This window comes from Serratia ficaria (assembly GCF_900187015.1).
Taxonomy (GTDB): domain Bacteria; phylum Pseudomonadota; class Gammaproteobacteria; order Enterobacterales; family Enterobacteriaceae; genus Serratia; species Serratia ficaria.
The window spans coordinates 830,759-847,086 of sequence record NZ_LT906479.1; the positions used below are offsets into that span (position 1 = coordinate 830,759).

At 58.7% G+C, this 16,328-nt stretch carries 13 protein-coding genes; 12 read left to right on the top strand and 1 reads right to left on the bottom strand.

All coding sequences use genetic code 11. From position 1 onward, the window contains the following. Positions 1 to 579 precede the first annotated feature (579 nt). The 5 genes from leuO (at position 580) to cra (ending at position 7,547) form a co-directional block, all read left to right on the top strand. Positions 580 to 1,527, top strand: coding sequence for a transcriptional regulator LeuO (gene leuO / locus CKW09_RS03850; RefSeq protein ID WP_061794950.1), 948 nt, complete (start codon positions 580 to 582; stop codon positions 1,525 to 1,527). A 463-nt stretch (positions 1,528 to 1,990) separates the two neighbouring features. Next, entirely contained in the window at positions 1,991 to 3,799 is a 1,809-nt protein-coding gene (locus tag CKW09_RS03855) for an AMP-dependent synthetase/ligase (RefSeq protein ID WP_095095731.1), read from the top strand. Positions 3,800 to 4,114: 315 nt separating this feature from the next. Continuing rightward, entirely contained in the window at positions 4,115 to 5,833 is a 1,719-nt protein-coding gene (ilvI, locus tag CKW09_RS03860; RefSeq protein ID WP_061794952.1) for an acetolactate synthase 3 large subunit, read from the top strand. Between the two features lie 2 nt (positions 5,834 to 5,835). Next, positions 5,836 to 6,327, top strand: a complete 492-nt coding sequence (gene ilvN, locus CKW09_RS03865) for an acetolactate synthase small subunit (protein WP_004950121.1) — start codon at positions 5,836 to 5,838, stop codon at positions 6,325 to 6,327. Positions 6,328 to 6,542: 215 nt separating this feature from the next. Further along, positions 6,543 to 7,547: a catabolite repressor/activator gene (cra, locus tag CKW09_RS03870; protein WP_061794953.1), complete on the top strand. Its 1,005-nt coding sequence runs from the start codon at positions 6,543 to 6,545 to the stop codon at positions 7,545 to 7,547. A 37-nt stretch (positions 7,548 to 7,584) separates the two neighbouring features. Here the strand turns inward: cra and CKW09_RS03875 are convergent, their stop codons facing one another. Further along, positions 7,585 to 8,025, bottom strand: a complete 441-nt coding sequence (locus CKW09_RS03875; protein WP_095095735.1) for an L-alanine exporter AlaE — start codon at positions 8,023 to 8,025, stop codon at positions 7,585 to 7,587. 869 nt (positions 8,026 to 8,894) lie between these two features. Between CKW09_RS03875 and mraZ the strand changes: the two genes are divergently transcribed. Genes mraZ through mraY form a run of 7 tightly spaced genes read left to right on the top strand, consistent with a single transcriptional unit; the run spans position 8,895 to position 16,328 of the window. Continuing rightward, a complete protein-coding gene (gene mraZ / locus CKW09_RS03880; protein ID WP_061794955.1) occupies positions 8,895 to 9,353 on the top strand; it encodes a division/cell wall cluster transcriptional repressor MraZ in 459 nt (152 codons plus the stop codon). Between the two features lie 2 nt (positions 9,354 to 9,355). Then, on the top strand, positions 9,356 to 10,297 hold the full coding sequence (rsmH, locus tag CKW09_RS03885; RefSeq protein ID WP_061794956.1) for a 16S rRNA (cytosine(1402)-N(4))-methyltransferase RsmH: 942 nt from the start codon (positions 9,356 to 9,358) through the stop codon (positions 10,295 to 10,297). Continuing rightward, entirely contained in the window at positions 10,294 to 10,614 is a 321-nt protein-coding gene (ftsL, locus tag CKW09_RS03890) for a cell division protein FtsL (RefSeq protein ID WP_061794957.1), read from the top strand. Before rsmH ends, ftsL begins: the two co-directional genes overlap by 4 nt. A 42-nt stretch (positions 10,615 to 10,656) precedes the next feature. Further along, on the top strand, positions 10,657 to 12,420 hold the full coding sequence (locus CKW09_RS03895; RefSeq protein ID WP_061794958.1) for a peptidoglycan glycosyltransferase FtsI: 1,764 nt from the start codon (positions 10,657 to 10,659) through the stop codon (positions 12,418 to 12,420). Then, entirely contained in the window at positions 12,407 to 13,894 is a 1,488-nt protein-coding gene (gene murE / locus CKW09_RS03900) for a UDP-N-acetylmuramoyl-L-alanyl-D-glutamate--2,6-diaminopimelate ligase (RefSeq protein ID WP_061794959.1), read from the top strand. Before CKW09_RS03895 ends, murE begins: the two co-directional genes overlap by 14 nt. After that, positions 13,891 to 15,252 (top strand): UDP-N-acetylmuramoyl-tripeptide--D-alanyl-D-alanine ligase, encoded by a 1,362-nt coding sequence (murF, locus tag CKW09_RS03905; RefSeq protein ID WP_095095738.1) that lies wholly within the window; start codon positions 13,891 to 13,893, stop codon positions 15,250 to 15,252. The genes murE and murF overlap by 4 nt, the downstream gene beginning before the upstream one ends. After that, a complete protein-coding gene (gene mraY / locus CKW09_RS03910; RefSeq protein WP_061794961.1) occupies positions 15,246 to 16,328 on the top strand; it encodes a phospho-N-acetylmuramoyl-pentapeptide-transferase in 1,083 nt (360 codons plus the stop codon). Before murF ends, mraY begins: the two co-directional genes overlap by 7 nt.

Sequence of the window (16,328 nt, forward strand, 5' to 3'; positions counted from 1 at the left end):
CCGGATGAAAGCAGAGGATAGTTCGGTGAAAAAGCGATGGGTCAGCGTAAAAGAAGGGGGCGGTTTGCGCGCTGCTTAGCATAAACGAATCGAATATATACGGCGGCAATTGCTTCTACTTCTAATTGGGTTAAAATTTATGGGAGGCAATAAGTGGCATCGACTGCGGAGAATGAGAGGCTTTTTATTGTTTTAGCAAATGCTTTAATGAAAATGCATGTGTTTTATTTATTGCCTTGAGAATAAAACCCTCCGTCGCGGTGTGTTTACATAAATTATTGATGGGTTTTAAGTAGTTTGATGGTTCATGATGTGTTTTTATAGTTTGTCTTATAAGACGAGGCCGATTTTAGCGCCTCATGATTATTGCTACCTATTTATTAGTATGACATTGGCTGAGCCTCTCTCGGTTGAATGAGCGGCCTCTGCCGTGCGCCCTGTATTCGTGTTATGGCATGACATTTATCAACTGAATTGAAGGGTGATGGTTGTGTCGTGTGTGAATAAATCAATGCGGCTTATCATTGTTTCTTCTGCATAGGGATTGGATTAACTACACAGGATAGAGTGGAGTGAGATATGGCTGAATATGATTCAGAAGTGATCAGGGTTAAAGAACCGTCGGATATTCATTTGCGCAGCGTCGATCTTAATTTGTTGACCGTTTTCGATTCGGTCATGCAAATGCAGAATATTACGCGGGCCGCCAATTCGCTGGGGATGTCGCAGCCGGCGGTGAGCAACGCCGTCGCGCGTCTGAAGGTGATGTTTAACGACGAACTGTTCGTGCGCTGCGGGCGCGGGATCCAACCCACCATGCGCGCCAGACAGCTGTTTGGGCCGGTGCGCCAGGCGCTGCAGCTGGTGCAAAATGAACTGCCCGGGGCAGAATTCGAACCGCTGAACAGCACGCGCGTTTTCTCGCTGTCGCTGTGCAGCCCGCTCGATTTACGCCTGGGCGCAAACATAATAAATCATCTAAAACAGATAGCGCCTCTGCTGAATTTGCAAATGAAGTCATATATTAACCATAACATCGAGCATCAATTGCGTTATCAGAACGTGGAATTCGTCATCGGCTACAGTCGTTTTGACTCGGAGGAGTTTCGCAATGTGGCATTATTTGACGATGAGTTAGTGCTGGCGGCGGCGCAGGAACATCCGCGAATCGCCGACCGCGTTACGCGGGATCAGGTTTTAACGGAACGGCATGCGGTCGTTTCCCTGGAGAGTTTCGGATCGTTCAGCAAACCTTACTATACCGATGAATTTATGCAGCGCGCCGTTATCCAGCAGTGCACCGATTTATACAGCGTATTGAATATGGTTTCCCTCACGGAGATGATCGCCATTGCTCCGGCCTGGCTGGTGCGTCAGCTGGCGACGTCGCTGAAAATAAAGGCGTTGCCTTTATGGCCGGAAGAAAATAAGGCGACCTGCTATCTGACCTGGCATGATTCTTCTGAACGAGATAAAGGGCATCAATGGATGAAGGCCGTATTGTCCGAGGCGGGCGCCTATAAATAAACCGCCGTTTGCTTATAAACAAGGCGTGACAATAACCATGACGATGGAGGAGGGGGAGCGAAAAGGTAAGAACTATCTGTATTTTTATTAAGATATTTCTTGGGGAAAGGGCGGGGATTTAATTGTTTTTCGTCATGCGATGATGAATTTATGAAAAACAATTAATATGAAGTTATATTCTGATTATTTGATTTTTACTGGTGTTTTTATCTGGCGTCAGGTCCGGCCCGCGGGGGCCGCCTTTTGTCGCCGGCATAAAACCTTTTCGCCGCCCCTTTGTCCAAGCGGTGGGTGCGGTGAAGTTAGCCTGAGTTTTAGCTCACACTTCTACGCTGAAATACCTTTTCCCGCTGCCGGAGAGTAGGTAGACTGCGCGAAAAAAAGTACACACCTGTAAGCTGAGACGCGGGGTAAGGCCCCTGCGCAAGGTTAACTGTTTGATTCATTTCAGGCTTAGAGCGCTATGATCAATAATCTGCTGCACTACCATCTGACTCATCGTATACAGCACCATGTCTCCCACCGTGCCGATCGCACAGCTTTTCGCCAATGGTCTCCTCAGGGGGAGACGCAACTGACCTGGAAGCAGGCCGACGTTCGCATCACCCGCATCGCCAGCGCCTTGTTGGCGTTGGGCGCCGAGGTGCAGGAGCGCATCGCGATATTCGCCAACAACAGCATGGCCTGGTCGCTGGCCGACCTGGCCATTTTGCAGCTGCGCGCGGTCAGCGTGCCGCTGTACGCCACCAACACGCCGGCCCAGGCCGCCTTTATCATTAATGACGCCGATATTCGCATCCTGTTCGTCGGCGAACAGGCGCAGCTGGATGCGGCGATAGCCCTGCGCGGCGTGTGTCCGCAGCTGAGCCACATCATCGTGTTTGATGACGCGGCCGATCTGCGCGGCTGCGAAATCGCCCGCCCTTTGAGCGCCTTCGAGCGGGCAGCCGAACCGGCGGCCTATGAAGCGCAGCGGCGGCAGCGCATCGCCGATTGCGACCTGCAGGATCTCCTTACGCTGATTTACACCTCCGGCACCACCGGGGAGCCCAAGGGCGTGATGCTGGACTATCGCAACCTGGCGGCGCAGCTCTCGCTGCACGATGAGCGGCTGACGGTCAATGAGGAAGACGTTTCACTCAGCTTCCTGCCGCTGTCGCACGTATTCGAACGCGCCTGGAGCTTCTTCATCATGCATTCAGGCGCGCAAAACGTGTATTTGCCGAATACCGACTGGGTACGCGAGGCGATGGCGCAGGTGCGCCCGACGCTGATGTGCGCGGTACCGCGCTTCTACGAAAAGATCTTCAGCGCGGTGCAGGAAAAGGTGGCGCGCGCGCCCTGGCTGCGCCGCGCTCTGTTCCATTGGGCGATGGTCTGCGGCGAACGCAAGTTCCTGCAGGAGCGCGCCGGTAAGCCGTTGGGCAAGCTGTTTGCGCTTTCTCACCGCTGGGCCGATAAGCTGGTGCTGAGCAAGCTGCGCGGCATTCTCGGCGGGCGGGTGCGATTTCTGCCCGCGGCGGGCGCCAAGCTGGACGACAACGTGATCCTGTTTTTCCAGGCGATGGGCGTCAACATCAAATACGGCTACGGCATGACCGAAACCTGCGCCACCGTGTCCTGCTGGGAAGAGGGCAACTTCCGTTTCGGCTCGATCGGCAAGCCCTTGCCGGGCGTGGAAGTGCGCATTGGCGAGGAGAGCGAGATCCAGCTGCGCGGGCCGATCGTCATGCGCGGCTATTTCAACAAGCCGTTGGAAACCGCCGCCGCCTTCACCGGCGACGGCTGGCTGAAGACCGGCGACGCCGGCGCGCTCGATGAGGAGGGCAACCTGTTCATTACCGAACGGCTGAAAGACCTGATGAAAACCTCCGGCGGCAAGTATATCGCGCCGCAGATGCTGGAGGGCACGCTGGCGCAGGATCGCTTTATCGAACAGGTGGCGATCATCGCCGACGCGCGCAAGTTTGTTTCCGCACTGATCGTGCCCTGTTTCGAATCCCTGGAAGAATACGCCAAGTCGGTCAATTTGAAATATCATGATCGGCTGGATCTGCTGCGCCACAGCCATATTATCGAGATGTTCGAAAATCGCCTGCGCGACATGCAAAAAGAGCTGGCGCGTTTCGAGCAGGTGAAAAAGTTTACCCTGCTGCCGGCGGCCTTTTCGATGGAGCTGGGCGAGCTGACGCCGACCCTGAAGCTGCGCCGCAGGGTGATCCTGCAACGCTACCGGCGAGAAATCGATTCGATGTACCGGGAGCAGGCCTGAAACCGCCACCGGGCAGCCTGCCCGGCGAAAAAATCGGCAGATTTTCCGCCTGATATAGTTCTGTAATTCCCCACCGGTTTGAAACAATGCCTAGCCTGATAGCCACGGGGCTAGTGCATTGTTTTTATAAAGCGCCAATCTCCAGCCGCTTGGCAATAACCCTGGCATCTTTAAGCCATTTTGCCGTTTGCCTGCCCCATATTCTGACGTTATGTTAATCAGTTATAGTCAATCCATAAAAACGTTGGGGCATTAGCCGCAGCAGGCGCCACGTTCCGGCGCCCGACAAGAATAAGCAAGCCTGGAGGCAAAACCATGGAGATGTTGTCAGGAGCCGAGATGGTCGTTCGATCGTTGATCGATCAGGGCGTTAAGCATGTATTCGGCTATCCGGGCGGGGCGGTACTCGATATCTACGACGCCCTGCATACGGTGGGGGGAATCGATCATATTCTGGTGCGCCACGAGCAGGGGGCGGTGCACATGGCCGACGGTTATGCGCGCGCCACCGGCGAGGTCGGCGTGGTGCTGGTCACCTCCGGCCCCGGCGCCACCAATGCCATCACCGGCATCGCCACCGCCTATATGGACTCCATTCCGATGGTGGTGCTGTCGGGCCAGGTTCCCAGCTCGCTGATTGGCTACGACGCCTTTCAGGAGTGCGACATGGTGGGCATCTCGCGCCCGGTAGTGAAACACAGCTTTCTGGTGAAACGCACCGAAGACATTCCCGGGGTGCTGAAAAAAGCGTTCTATCTGGCGTCGACCGGCCGGCCAGGCCCGGTGGTGATCGACCTGCCGAAAGACATCGTCGGTCCGGCGGTCAGGCTGCCTTACGCCTATCCGCAGGACGTGAGCATGCGTTCCTATAACCCGACTGTCCAGGGGCATCGCGGGCAGATCAAGCGCGCGCTGCAAACCATTTTGGCGGCCAAGCGGCCGGTGATGTACGTCGGCGGCGGGGCGATCAACGCGGCCTGCGACGGCGAACTGCTGGCGCTGGCGGAGAAACTGAACCTGCCGGTCACCTGCACCCTGATGGGGTTGGGCGCTTTCCCCGGCACCCATCGCCAGAGCGTCGGCATGCTGGGCATGCACGGCACCTATGAAGCCAACAAGACCATGCACCACTCCGACGTGATCTTCGCCGTCGGCGTGCGCTTCGATGACCGCACCACCAACAATCTGGCCAAGTACTGCCCGGACGCCACCGTGCTGCACATCGATATCGATCCGACCTCGATCTCCAAAACGGTGGATGCCGACATCCCGATCGTCGGCGACGCCAAACAGGTACTGTCCCAGATGCTGGAGCTGCTGGCGCAGGACGACAAGGCGCAGGACTTCGATGCGCTGCGCGACTGGTGGCAGTCTATCGAACAGTGGCGGGCGCGCGACTGCCTGGGCTATGACAAACACAGCGGCACCATCAAGCCGCAGGCGGTGATTGAAACGCTGCATCGCCTGACCAAGGGGGACGCGTATGTGACCTCCGACGTGGGCCAACACCAGATGTTCGCCGCGCTTTACTACCCGTTCGACAAACCGCGCCGCTGGATCAACTCCGGCGGCCTCGGCACCATGGGCTTCGGCCTGCCGGCGGCGCTGGGCGTCAAGCTGGCGCTGCCGGAGGAAACCGTGGTCTGCGTGACCGGCGACGGCAGTATTCAGATGAATATCCAGGAACTGTCCACCGCGCTGCAGTACAACCTGCCGGTGGTGGTGGTGAATCTGAACAACCGCTATCTGGGCATGGTGAAACAGTGGCAGGACATGATCTACTCCGGCCGCCACTCGCAATCCTATATGGATTCGCTGCCGGACTTCGTCAAGCTGGCGGAGGCTTACGGCCATGTCGGCATCGCCATTCGCACCCCGGATGAGCTGGAAAGCAAGCTGGCGCAGGCGTTGGCCGAGAAAGAACGCTTGGTGTTCGTCGACGTGACCGTCGATGAGACCGAACATGTTTATCCAATGCAGATCCGCGGTGGAAGCATGGACGAGATGTGGTTAAGCAAAACGGAGAGGACCTGATCATGCGCCGTATTTTATCTGTCTTGTTGGAAAACGAATCCGGCGCGTTATCGCGCGTGGTCGGGCTGTTCTCCCAGCGCGGCTACAACATTGAAAGCCTGACGGTGGCCCCGACCGACGATCCGACGCTGTCGCGCATGACCATCCAGACCGTCGGCGACGAGAAGGTGCTGGAGCAGATCGAAAAGCAGCTGCACAAGCTGGTGGACGTGCTGCGCGTCAGCGAACTGGTGCAGGGCGCCCACGTCGAACGCGAAATCATGCTGGTGAAGCTGCAGGCCAGCGGCTACGGCCGCGAAGAGGTGAAGCGCTGCGCCGATATTTTCCGCGGCCAGATCGTTGACGTCACCGCGACGCTGTATACCGTTCAGCTGGCGGGCACCAGCGACAAGCTGGACGCCTTCCTGAACGCGGTGCGCGAAGTGGCGGAGATCGTGGAAGTGGCGCGCTCCGGCGTGGTCGGCGTGTCGCGCGGCGACAAAATCATGCGCTGAAGTTCGGATTGGTATAATTTAAGGGCGCGGCATGGCTGCGCCCTTTGTTTTTCGGCGTTTTTTGCCTGTTTGCCGGCACCTTTCGGCAAAAGCGGTTGCTAGGCAGTGTTTTCTGCTGTTAGATCGCAGAAGCTGGATTGAATAACCGCACGGGATGCGATGGTTAATCCGAGCCCAGCTTACACTTCTATTTTCAGCGTCATTAAGGGGTTAATGTGAAACTGGATGAAATCGCGCGTCTCGCGGGCGTTTCGCGCACCACGGCCAGTTATGTCATCAACGGCAAGGCGAAGCAGTATCGTGTCAGCGATAAAACCGTCGAGAAAGTGATGGCCGTGGTCAGGGAGCACAACTATCACCCGAATGCCGTCGCGGCAGGGCTGCGCGCCGGGCGGACCCGCTCTATCGGCCTGGTGATACCGGATCTGGAAAACACCAGCTACACCCGCATCGCCAATTATCTGGAGCGCCAGGCGCGCCAGCGTGGCTACCAGCTGTTGATCGCCTGTTCGGAAGACCAGCCGGACAACGAAATGCGCTGCATCGAACATCTGCTGCAGCGCCAGGTGGACGCGATCATCGTCTCCACCGCCTTACCGCCGGAACACCCGTTCTATCAACGCTGGGCCAAGGATCCGCTGCCGATCATCGCCTTGGACCGCGCGCTGGATCGCGAGCATTTCATCAGCGTGGTGGGGGCCGATCAGGAAGACTCCTTTGCGCTGGCGCAGGAGCTGCGCAGCTTCCCGGCGGAGTCGGTGCTGTACCTGGGGGCGTTGCCGGAGCTGTCCGTCAGCTTCCTGCGCGAGCAGGGGTTCCGTCAGGCCTGGCAAGACGATCCGCGCCATGTCGATTATCTGTATGCCAACAGCTATGAGCGCGAAGCCGCCGGTGCGCTGTTTGCCGAATGGCTGAAAACGCACCCGATGCCGCAGGCGCTGTTCACCACCTCGTTCTCTTTGCTGCAGGGCGTGATGGACGTCACCCTGAAGCAGCGCGGCCGCTTGCCGACCGATCTGGCGATCGCCACCTTCGGCGACCACGAGCTGCTGGATTTCCTGGAGTGTCCGGTGCTGGCGGTAGCGCAGCGTCACCGCGACGTTGCGGAACGCGTGTTGGAGCTGGTGTTGGCCAGCCTCGATGAGCCGCGCAAACCCAAACCGGGTTTGACGCGCATTCGCCGCAACCTGTTCCGCCGCGGCAGCCTCAGCCGCAAGTAATGCCCGCCGCCGGGCCTCCCGCGTGAGGCCCGGTATCTCAAACGTATCCCGTCACGCCAAACAGCCGTCGGCAATATTCCAGAAAATAACCGTACGCCACGCCCATCGCCATCGACACGACCGCATTGCTGGCGACAGCCGCGGCCATTTGCTGCCCGTCGGCGCCGACGCTCCACAGGATCGCCGCATAAACCGGCGACTGAAAGCTGACGTAGGCCAGCAGGTCGGCGAGGTTGCGCAATAGAAACTGGCCGCGTGGGCTACGGCGGGCGGTGCGGATAAACAGGTCGCGGTAGCGCCCATAGGGCCAGGCGATCAGGATATTGACCGGGATCGACAACAGGCGCGAGGAAAGGGACTGCTGGAAACTCATGCCTGAGATCAACACTTCTATCGCCATACCGGCGATAAAGCAGTACACCACCAGCGCAAAGGTATCGGCGGCGGCGCTGCGCCAGCGGGCGGTGGGCGAAAGCATGGTGCATCCTCGACTTTTTATTGTTAATATTCTGTTAATTGCGTTGTGTGTGGTGGTTAATTTTGGTTTTTGCGTCAATTTATAGTGTACTAATCTGATGGTGGTTTTTTAACTAGCGGGATGTTTTTATTTTTAACATCTGGCTGATTTTTATGCTGATAGCGGTCGGCTAAATCTGGCGCGAAGGGATTAAAATCGAGTTTTTTAAATAAGTCGATTAAAAACAACACGTTGCATTTTTTCGGTTTCAACGGCGGTTTTTCAAAGAAAAAATTGTGGGAATAAAGGTGTAAGAAAATGAAACCATAATTGTAAACAGGTATTTTGGGAATAATCTTACCGAGTTGATTTAAATCGAAATTGGCTCTGCTCGTAATATCCGAGCCATTTATTTTTTCTCCGGCCTCATCATTGCCGCTTCAATTGAAGTAAAATAGCGCGCGGCCCCGACGGCAATTACCGTTGAGCGTTATTAACTCAAGGGGTTATGCCCTATTTCGCCGACCGGGGCGCGCTGCGCCGAGCCTTGGCTGGCGCGGAGCGGCATGAGATACAGGCATGCGATTGCCGAGCTGAAAAATGAGACATCGATTGCAGAAGGAAGTAATGAGTTAATTAATCGCCAATTTGTCAGGTTTTTAATCAGGCTCTTTCCGCTTAGAAAATTCTCTCCGTTTATCATGGTGTTAATTTTTAATCGTCGAACAAATAGAGTTCCTTTCGCGAGTCAGCTCCCAAAATGACCAGAGAAATATTGCCAAAGCGCTGCCGCTCTGGCTTGACAAGGTTTTCATACCCTCCGTAAACTCCATTATGTGGGAATTTGTGGGGTAAAGTGGTGAAAACGGTCATGAAGGGGTAGCTCAGGAATGTTCCGTGGGGCAACGATGGTCAACCTCGACAGCAAAGGGCGGCTTGCCGTACCAACCCGATATCGGGATTTGCTGAACGAGGAATCGCAAGGCCAAATGGTCTGTACCATTGACCTCCATCAGCCCTGCCTGCTGCTTTATCCTTTACCCGAATGGGAAATTATTGAACAAAAATTGTCCCGTCTGTCGAGCATGAATCCCGCCGAGCGCCGCGTTCAGCGCTTGCTGTTGGGGCATGCCAGTGAGTGTCAGATGGACAGCGCCGGCCGTTTGCTGTTAGCCAGTACGCTGCGGCAACACGCCGGACTCACGAAAGAAGTGATGCTGGTCGGGCAGTTCAACAAGTTTGAACTGTGGGATGAACAGACCTGGTATCAACAAGTCAAGGATGATATTGACGCTGAACAGTCGACTCAGGAACCGTTGTCTGAGCGGCTACAGGACTTGTCGCTATAAGCATGTTGGAAAACTATAAACACACCACCGTACTGTTGGATGAGGCGGTTAACGGCCTCAACATCCGCAGCAACGGCATATATATCGACGGTACTTTTGGTCGCGGTGGCCATTCTCGTCTGATTCTGTCCCAGCTGGGGCCGGAAGGACGCTTGCTGGCAATTGACCGCGATCCTCAGGCGATTGCAGCCGCCAATTCTATTGAAGATCCTCGTTTCACTATCGTACACGGCCCATTTTCCGATTTGTCACACTATGTGCGGGAACGCGAGCTGGTGGGGCAGATCGACGGCGTTCTGCTCGATCTGGGCGTTTCTTCGCCGCAGCTGGACGACGCGGAGCGCGGTTTCTCCTTTATGCGCGACGGTCCGCTGGATATGCGCATGGACCCGTCCACCGGCCTTTCCGCCGCCGAATGGCTGATGAAGGCGGAAGCCGACGACATCGCCTGGGTGCTGAAAACCTTTGGCGAGGAGCGTTTCGCCAAGCGCATCGCGCGCGCCATCGTGGAGAGAAACCGCGTCGAGCCGATGACCCGCACCAAGCAACTGGCCGATCTGATCGCCGAAGCCAGCCCGTTCCGCGAGAAGCACAAGCACCCGGCGACGCGCAGTTTCCAGGCGATCCGCATCTATATCAACAGCGAGCTGGAAGAGATCGAGCGCGCGCTCGACGGCGCGCTGGAAGTGTTGGCCCCCAAGGGCCGTTTGTCGATCATCAGCTTCCACTCGCTGGAAGACCGCATCGTCAAACGCTTTATGCGTCACCACAGCCGCGGCGCGCAGGTGCCGGCCGGCATTCCGCTGACCGAAGAGCAACTGCGCAGCATGGGCGGACGCACGCTGAAAGCGCTGGGCAAGATGATGCCGTCGGAAGCCGAAGTGGCGGACAACCCACGCGCCCGCAGCTCGGTGCTGCGCATTGCAGAGAGGATGCCCGCGTGATCGGCAACGAACGTCACGGCCTGGTCGGGGTGATTGGCGGTGATCTGCTGCGCAACGCCAAGATCCCATTGATTTTACTGGTTGCCGCCCTGGTCTCCGCCGTTTTTGTGGTGACCACCGCGCACCGCACCCGCCTGCTGACCGCCGAACGCGAGCAGCTGGTGCTTGAGCGGGATGCGCTGGATATCGAGTGGCGCAACCTGATTCTGGAAGAGAACGCCCTCGGCGACCATAGCCGGGTTGAACGTATCGCTACCGAAAAACTGCAGATGCAACACGTTGATCCATCGCAGGAAAATATCATCGTTAAACAATGAATGGTTTAACCGGAATAATGACACGGAGTAGAAAGGAAACGCATGAAAGCAGCGCGCCCCGGTAAGTTGAAACGCCAGGAAGATCAGGCCAGCTTTGTAAGCTGGCGTTTTGCGTTGCTGTGCGGCTGTATTTTACTGGCGCTGGTGGGGTTGATGCTGCGCGTGGCCTATCTGCAGGTCATCAACCCGGATCGCCTGGTGAAAGAAGGCGACATGCGTTCGCTGCGGGTGCAGGAAGTGCCTACCGCGCGCGGCATGATCAGCGATCGCGCCGGCCGGCCGTTGGCGGTGAGCGTGCCGGTCAACGCCATCTGGGCCGATCCGAAAGAGCTGAACGAACGCGGCGGCATTACGCTGGACAGCCGCTGGAAGGCGCTGTCCGACGCGCTGAATATCCCGCTGGATCAGCTCTCCAACCGCATCAACGCCAACCCGAAAGGGCGCTTCGTTTACCTGGCGCGTCAGGTGAACCCGGCGGTCGGCGATTATATCCGCAAGCTGAAGCTGCCGGGGATTAACCTGCGGCAGGAATCGCGCCGTTACTACCCGGCCGGGCAGGTCACCTCGCACATCATCGGCGTCACCAACATTGACGGCCAGGGCATCGAAGGCGTCGAGAAGAGTTTCGACCGCTGGCTGACCGGGCAACCGGGCGAAAGAACCGTGCGCAAGGACCGCTATGGCCGGGTGATTGAGGACATCTCCTCGGTCGACAGCCAGGCGGCGCATAACCTGGTGCTGAGCGTCGATGAACGCCTGCAGGCGCTGGTGTACCGCGAGCTGAACAACGCCGTGGCCTTCAACAAGGCCGAGTCCGGCACCGCGGTGCTGATAGACGTGAACACCGGCGAGGTGTTGGCGATGGCCAACAGCCCGTCCTACAACCCGAACAACATGGCCGGTACGCCGAAAGACACCATGCGTAACCGCGCTATCACCGATATTTTTGAGCCTGGTTCTACCGTAAAACCGATGGTGGTGATGACCGCCTTACAGAATGGCGTGGTGAAAGAGAACAGCGTGCTGAACACCATTCCTTTCCGCATTCAGGGCCACGAAATTAAAGACGTGGCGCGCTATGCGGAGCTGTCGGTAACCGGGATCTTGCAGAAGTCGAGTAACGTCGGCGTTACCAAGCTGGCGTTAGCGATGCCGTCCTCGGCGTTAGTAGATACTTACTCTCGTTTTGGACTGGGAAAGGCGACCAATTTGGGGCTGGTCGGAGAAAGCAGTGGCATATACCCAAAAAAACAACGGTGGTCTGACATAGAGAGGGCCACCTTCTCTTTCGGCTACGGGCTAATGGTAACTCCGTTACAGTTGGCGCGAGTCTACGCAACGATCGGCAGCCTGGGCGTGTATCGCCCATTGTCGATCACCAAGGTTGACCCGCCGGTCGCCGGCGAACGCGTTTTCCCTGAACCACTGGTGCGCACCGTGGTGCACATGATGGAAAGCGTGGCCCTGCCGGGCGGCGGCGGCGTGAAAGCCGCCATCAAGGGGTACCGTATCGCCATTAAAACCGGTACCGCCAAAAAGGTCGGTCCGGACGGCAAATACGTCAACCGATACCTCGCTTATACCGCCGGCGTCGCGCCGGCCAGTAATCCCCGTTTTGCTCTGGTGGTGGTCATCAACGACCCGCAGGGCGGGAAGTACTATGGCGGCGCAATTTCCGCGCCGGTGTTTGGCGCCATCATGGGCGGCGTATTGCGCACCATGAACGTCGAACCGGACGCATTGCCTACCAGCGATAAAAGCGAATTAGTGACTAACAAAAAAGAGGGTTCAGGTGGCAGATCGTAATTTGCGCGACTTACTCGCCCCGTGGGTGCCGACGGCACCCGGGCGCGCGCTGCGGGAAATGACATTAGACAGCCGTATTGCGGCTGCCGGGGATCTGTTTGTCGCCGTTGCCGGCCATCAAACGGATGGCCGCCGCTATATTCCGCAGGCCATCGCGCAGGGCGTCGCCGCCGTGATCGCCGAAGCTGACGGCCAGGCCGAAGACGGCGCCATCGTCGAAATGCACGGCGTGCCGGTTATCTACCTGAGCCAACTGAACCAGCGCCTTTCCGCGCTGGCCGGGCGTTTTTACCACCAGCCGGCGGAGCGTCTGCGCCTGGTGGGCGTCACCGGCACCAACGGCAAAACCACCACCACCCAGCTGCTGGCGCAGTGGAGCCAACTGTTGGGCGAGACCAGCGCGGTGATGGGCACCGTCGGCAACGGTCTGCTGGGCCAGGTGTGCCCGACGGAGAATACCACCGGTTCTGCGGTGGATGTTCAACACGTATTAAACGATCTGGCTGAGCGGGGCGCGACCTTCGCCGCCATGGAAGTGTCTTCCCACGGGCTGGTGCAGCACCGGGTGGCGGCATTGCCGTTCGCCGCGGCGGTGTTCACCAACCTGAGCCGCGATCACCTGGATTACCACGGCGACATGGCCAATTACGAAGCCGCCAAATGGTCGCTGTTCGCCGGCCACGACGTGGGCCAGGCGATCATCAACGCCGACGATGAAGTCGGCCAGCGCTGGCTGAGCAAGCTGCCGGATGCGGTGGCGGTCACCCTGCACGACAACCTGCAGCCGGGCTGTCACGGCCGCTGGCTGAAAACCACCGCGGTCAGCTATCACGACAACGGCGCCACCATTCGCTTCAGCTCCAGCTGGGGCGACGGCGAAATCGAAAGCCGCCTGATGGGCGCCTTCAACGTCAGCAACCTGCTGTTGGCGCTGGCGACGCTGCTGTCGCTGGGTTATCCGCTGGATCAGCTGGTGGAAACCGGCAACCGTCTGCAGCCGGTCTGCGGCCGGATGGAAGTGTTTAACGCGCCGGGCAAACCGACGGTGGTGGTGGACTACGCCCACACCCCGGATGCGTTGGAAAAAGCGCTGGAAGCGGCGCGCCTGCACTGCCAGGGGCAGCTGTGGTGCGTGTTCGGCTGCGGCGGCGATCGCGACAAGGGCAAGCGCCCGCTGATGGGCGGCATCGCCGAACAGTTCGCCGATCGGGTGGTGATCACCGATGACAACCCGCGCACCGAAGAGCCGCGGGCGATCATCGCCGATATTCTTGCCGGGCTGCTGGACGCCGGGCAGGCGCTGGTGATCCACGGCCGCGCCGAGGCGGTGACCAGCGCCATCATGCAGGCGCAAGAGCAGGATGTGGTGCTGGTGGCGGGCAAAGGCCACGAGGATTACCAACTGGTGGGCAACCGCCGCCTGGATTACTCCGACCGCACCACGGTCGCCCGGCTGCTGGGGGTGTTGGCATGATCCCTGTCTCCCTTCAGGCACTGGCTGAGGTATTGAGCGCTGAGCTTTACGGCGCCGATTGCCAAATCGTTGAGGTGACGACAGATACCCGCAAGGTGACCGCCGGTTGCCTGTTTGTGGCGCTGAAAGGCGAGCGTTTTGACGCTCATGATTTTGCAGCTGACGCCGTAGCCGCGGGCGCTGGGGCGTTGCTGGTAAGTAAGCGCTTATTGGTGGACGTACCGCAGCTGGTGGTGGCGGATACCCGACTGGCGCTGGGGCAGCTTGCCGCCTGGGTGCGTCAGCAGGTGCCGGCGCGCGTTGTGGCGCTGACCGGGTCTTCCGGCAAGACCTCGGTGAAAGAAATGACCGCCGCCATTCTGCGTGAATGCGGCGAGGTGCTGTATACCGCCGGCAACTTCAACAATGACATCGGCGTGCCGCTGACGCTGCTGCGTCTGCAGCCGCAGCATGACTTTGCCGTGATTGAGCTGGGCGCTAACCATATTGGCGAGATTGCTTACACCACCGCATTGACGCGGCCGCAGACCGCCCTGGTGAACAACCTGGCGGCGGCCCACCTGGAAGGCTTCGGCTCGTTGGCCGGCGTCGCCCAGGCGAAAGGTGAAATTTTTGCCGGCTTGCCGGACGACGGCGTGGCGATCATCAACGCCGACAACAACGACTGGCCGCACTGGCAGAGCATGCTGGGCGGCAAGACCGTCTGGCGCTTCTCGCCGCAGGCGGCGGAAGGCGTAGATTTCTTCGCTGAAGAGGTGCGGGTTAACGGCGACGGCACGCAGTTCCAACTGCATAGCCCGTTTGGCCGCACCGAGATCAGGCTGCCGTTGCCGGGGCGCCACAACGTGGCCAATGCCCTGGCGGCGACGGCGTTGGCGATGTCGGTGGGCGCCACCCTCGAGGCGGTGCGCCAGGGGCTGCAACAGCTGGAAGCGGTGCCGGGGCGTCTGTTCCCGGTGGCGCTGGGCGCCGGCAAGCTGCTGTTGGACGACAGCTACAACGCCAACGTCGGGTCGATGACCGCGGCGGCGCAGGTGCTGGCGGATATGCCGGGCTACCGCGTGATGGTGGTGGGCGATATGGCCGAACTGGGGGCAGAGGCCGAAGAATGCCATCGTCAGGTGGGCGAAGCCGCCCGTCTGGCCGGCGTCGACAAGGTGATCAGCGTCGGCGGTTTGAGCCGGGTGCTGAGCGCGGCGTCCGGCAACGGCGAGCATTATCAGGACAAGACGGCAGCGATCGCGCGCGTGGCGGAATTACTGTCGGAACATGCGGTAATTACCGTGTTAATCAAGGGTTCACGTAGTGCCGCAATGGAGCAGGTAGTACGCGCGTTACAGGAGAGATCACCATGCTAGTTTGGCTGGCCGAGCATTTGGTCAAGTATTACTCAGGCTTCAACGTCTTTTCCTACCTGACGTTCCGAGCCATTGTCAGCCTGCTGACCGCGCTGTTCCTGTCGCTGTGGATGGGCCCGCGGGTGATCAAGCGCCTGCAGGAAATGTCCTTCGGGCAGGTGGTGCGCAACGACGGCCCGGAGTCGCACTTCAGCAAGCGCGGCACGCCGACCATGGGCGGCATCATGATCCTGACCTCCATCACCATCTCGGTGCTGATGTGGGCCTACCCGTCCAACCCGTATGTGTGGTGCGTGCTGTTCGTGCTGGTGGGTTACGGCATCGTCGGCTTTGTCGACGACTACCGCAAGGTGGTGCGCAAGGATACCAAGGGGCTGATCGCCCGCTGGAAGTACTTCTGGCAATCGGTGATTGCGCTGATTGTCGCATTCGCCATGTACGCCGTAGGAAAAGACACGCCAGCCACCGAGCTGGTTGTGCCGTTCTTTAAGGACATCATGCCGCAGCTGGGGCTGCTGTACGTGCTGCTGGCCTATTTCGTGATTGTCGGCACCAGCAACGCGGTCAACCTGACCGACGGGCTGGACGGCCTGGCGATCATGCCGACGGTGTTCGTGGCCGCCGGTTTTGCGCTGGTGGCCTGGGCTACCGGCAACATGAACTTCGCCAACTACCTGCATATTCCGTATCTGCGCCATGCCGGTGAGCTGGTGATCGTGTGTACCGCCATCGTCGGCGCCGGCCTCGGTTTCCTGTGGTTCAACACCTACCCGGCGCAGGTGTTTATGGGCGACGTCGGTTCGCTGGCGCTGGGCGGCGCGCTGGGCACCATCGCGGTGCTGCTGCGTCAGGAGTTTCTGTTACTGATTATGGGCGGCGTGTTCGTGGTTGAAACGCTGTCGGTAATTTTGCAGGTGGGATCGTTCAAGCTGCGCGGACAACGCATTTTCCGCATGGCGCCGATTCACCACCACTATGAATTGAAAGGCTGGCCGGAACCGCGCGTGATCGTGCGCTTCTGGATCATTTCGCTGATGCTGGTGCTGATTGGCCTGGCGACGCTGAAGGTGCGGTAA

Excerpts from the sequence above, each read along its gene's own strand:
- rsmH (WP_061794956.1), top strand. The coding sequence starts at position 9,356 with ATGTTGGAAAACTATAAACACACCACCGTACTGTTGGATGAGGCGGTT.
- murF (WP_095095738.1), top strand. The coding sequence starts at position 13,891 with ATGATCCCTGTCTCCCTTCAGGCACTGGCTGAGGTATTGAGCGCTGAG.
- ilvI (WP_061794952.1), top strand. The coding sequence starts at position 4,115 with ATGGAGATGTTGTCAGGAGCCGAGATGGTCGTTCGATCGTTGATCGAT.
- mraZ (WP_061794955.1), top strand. The coding sequence starts at position 8,895 with ATGTTCCGTGGGGCAACGATGGTCAACCTCGACAGCAAAGGGCGGCTT.
- CKW09_RS03875 (WP_095095735.1), bottom strand. The coding sequence starts at position 8,025 with ATGCTTTCGCCCACCGCCCGCTGGCGCAGCGCCGCCGCCGATACCTTT.
- CKW09_RS03895 (WP_061794958.1), top strand. The coding sequence starts at position 10,657 with ATGAAAGCAGCGCGCCCCGGTAAGTTGAAACGCCAGGAAGATCAGGCC.
- CKW09_RS03855 (WP_095095731.1), top strand. The coding sequence starts at position 1,991 with ATGATCAATAATCTGCTGCACTACCATCTGACTCATCGTATACAGCAC.
- mraY (WP_061794961.1), top strand. The coding sequence starts at position 15,246 with ATGCTAGTTTGGCTGGCCGAGCATTTGGTCAAGTATTACTCAGGCTTC.
- ilvN (WP_004950121.1), top strand. The coding sequence starts at position 5,836 with ATGCGCCGTATTTTATCTGTCTTGTTGGAAAACGAATCCGGCGCGTTA.
- leuO (WP_061794950.1), top strand. The coding sequence starts at position 580 with ATGGCTGAATATGATTCAGAAGTGATCAGGGTTAAAGAACCGTCGGAT.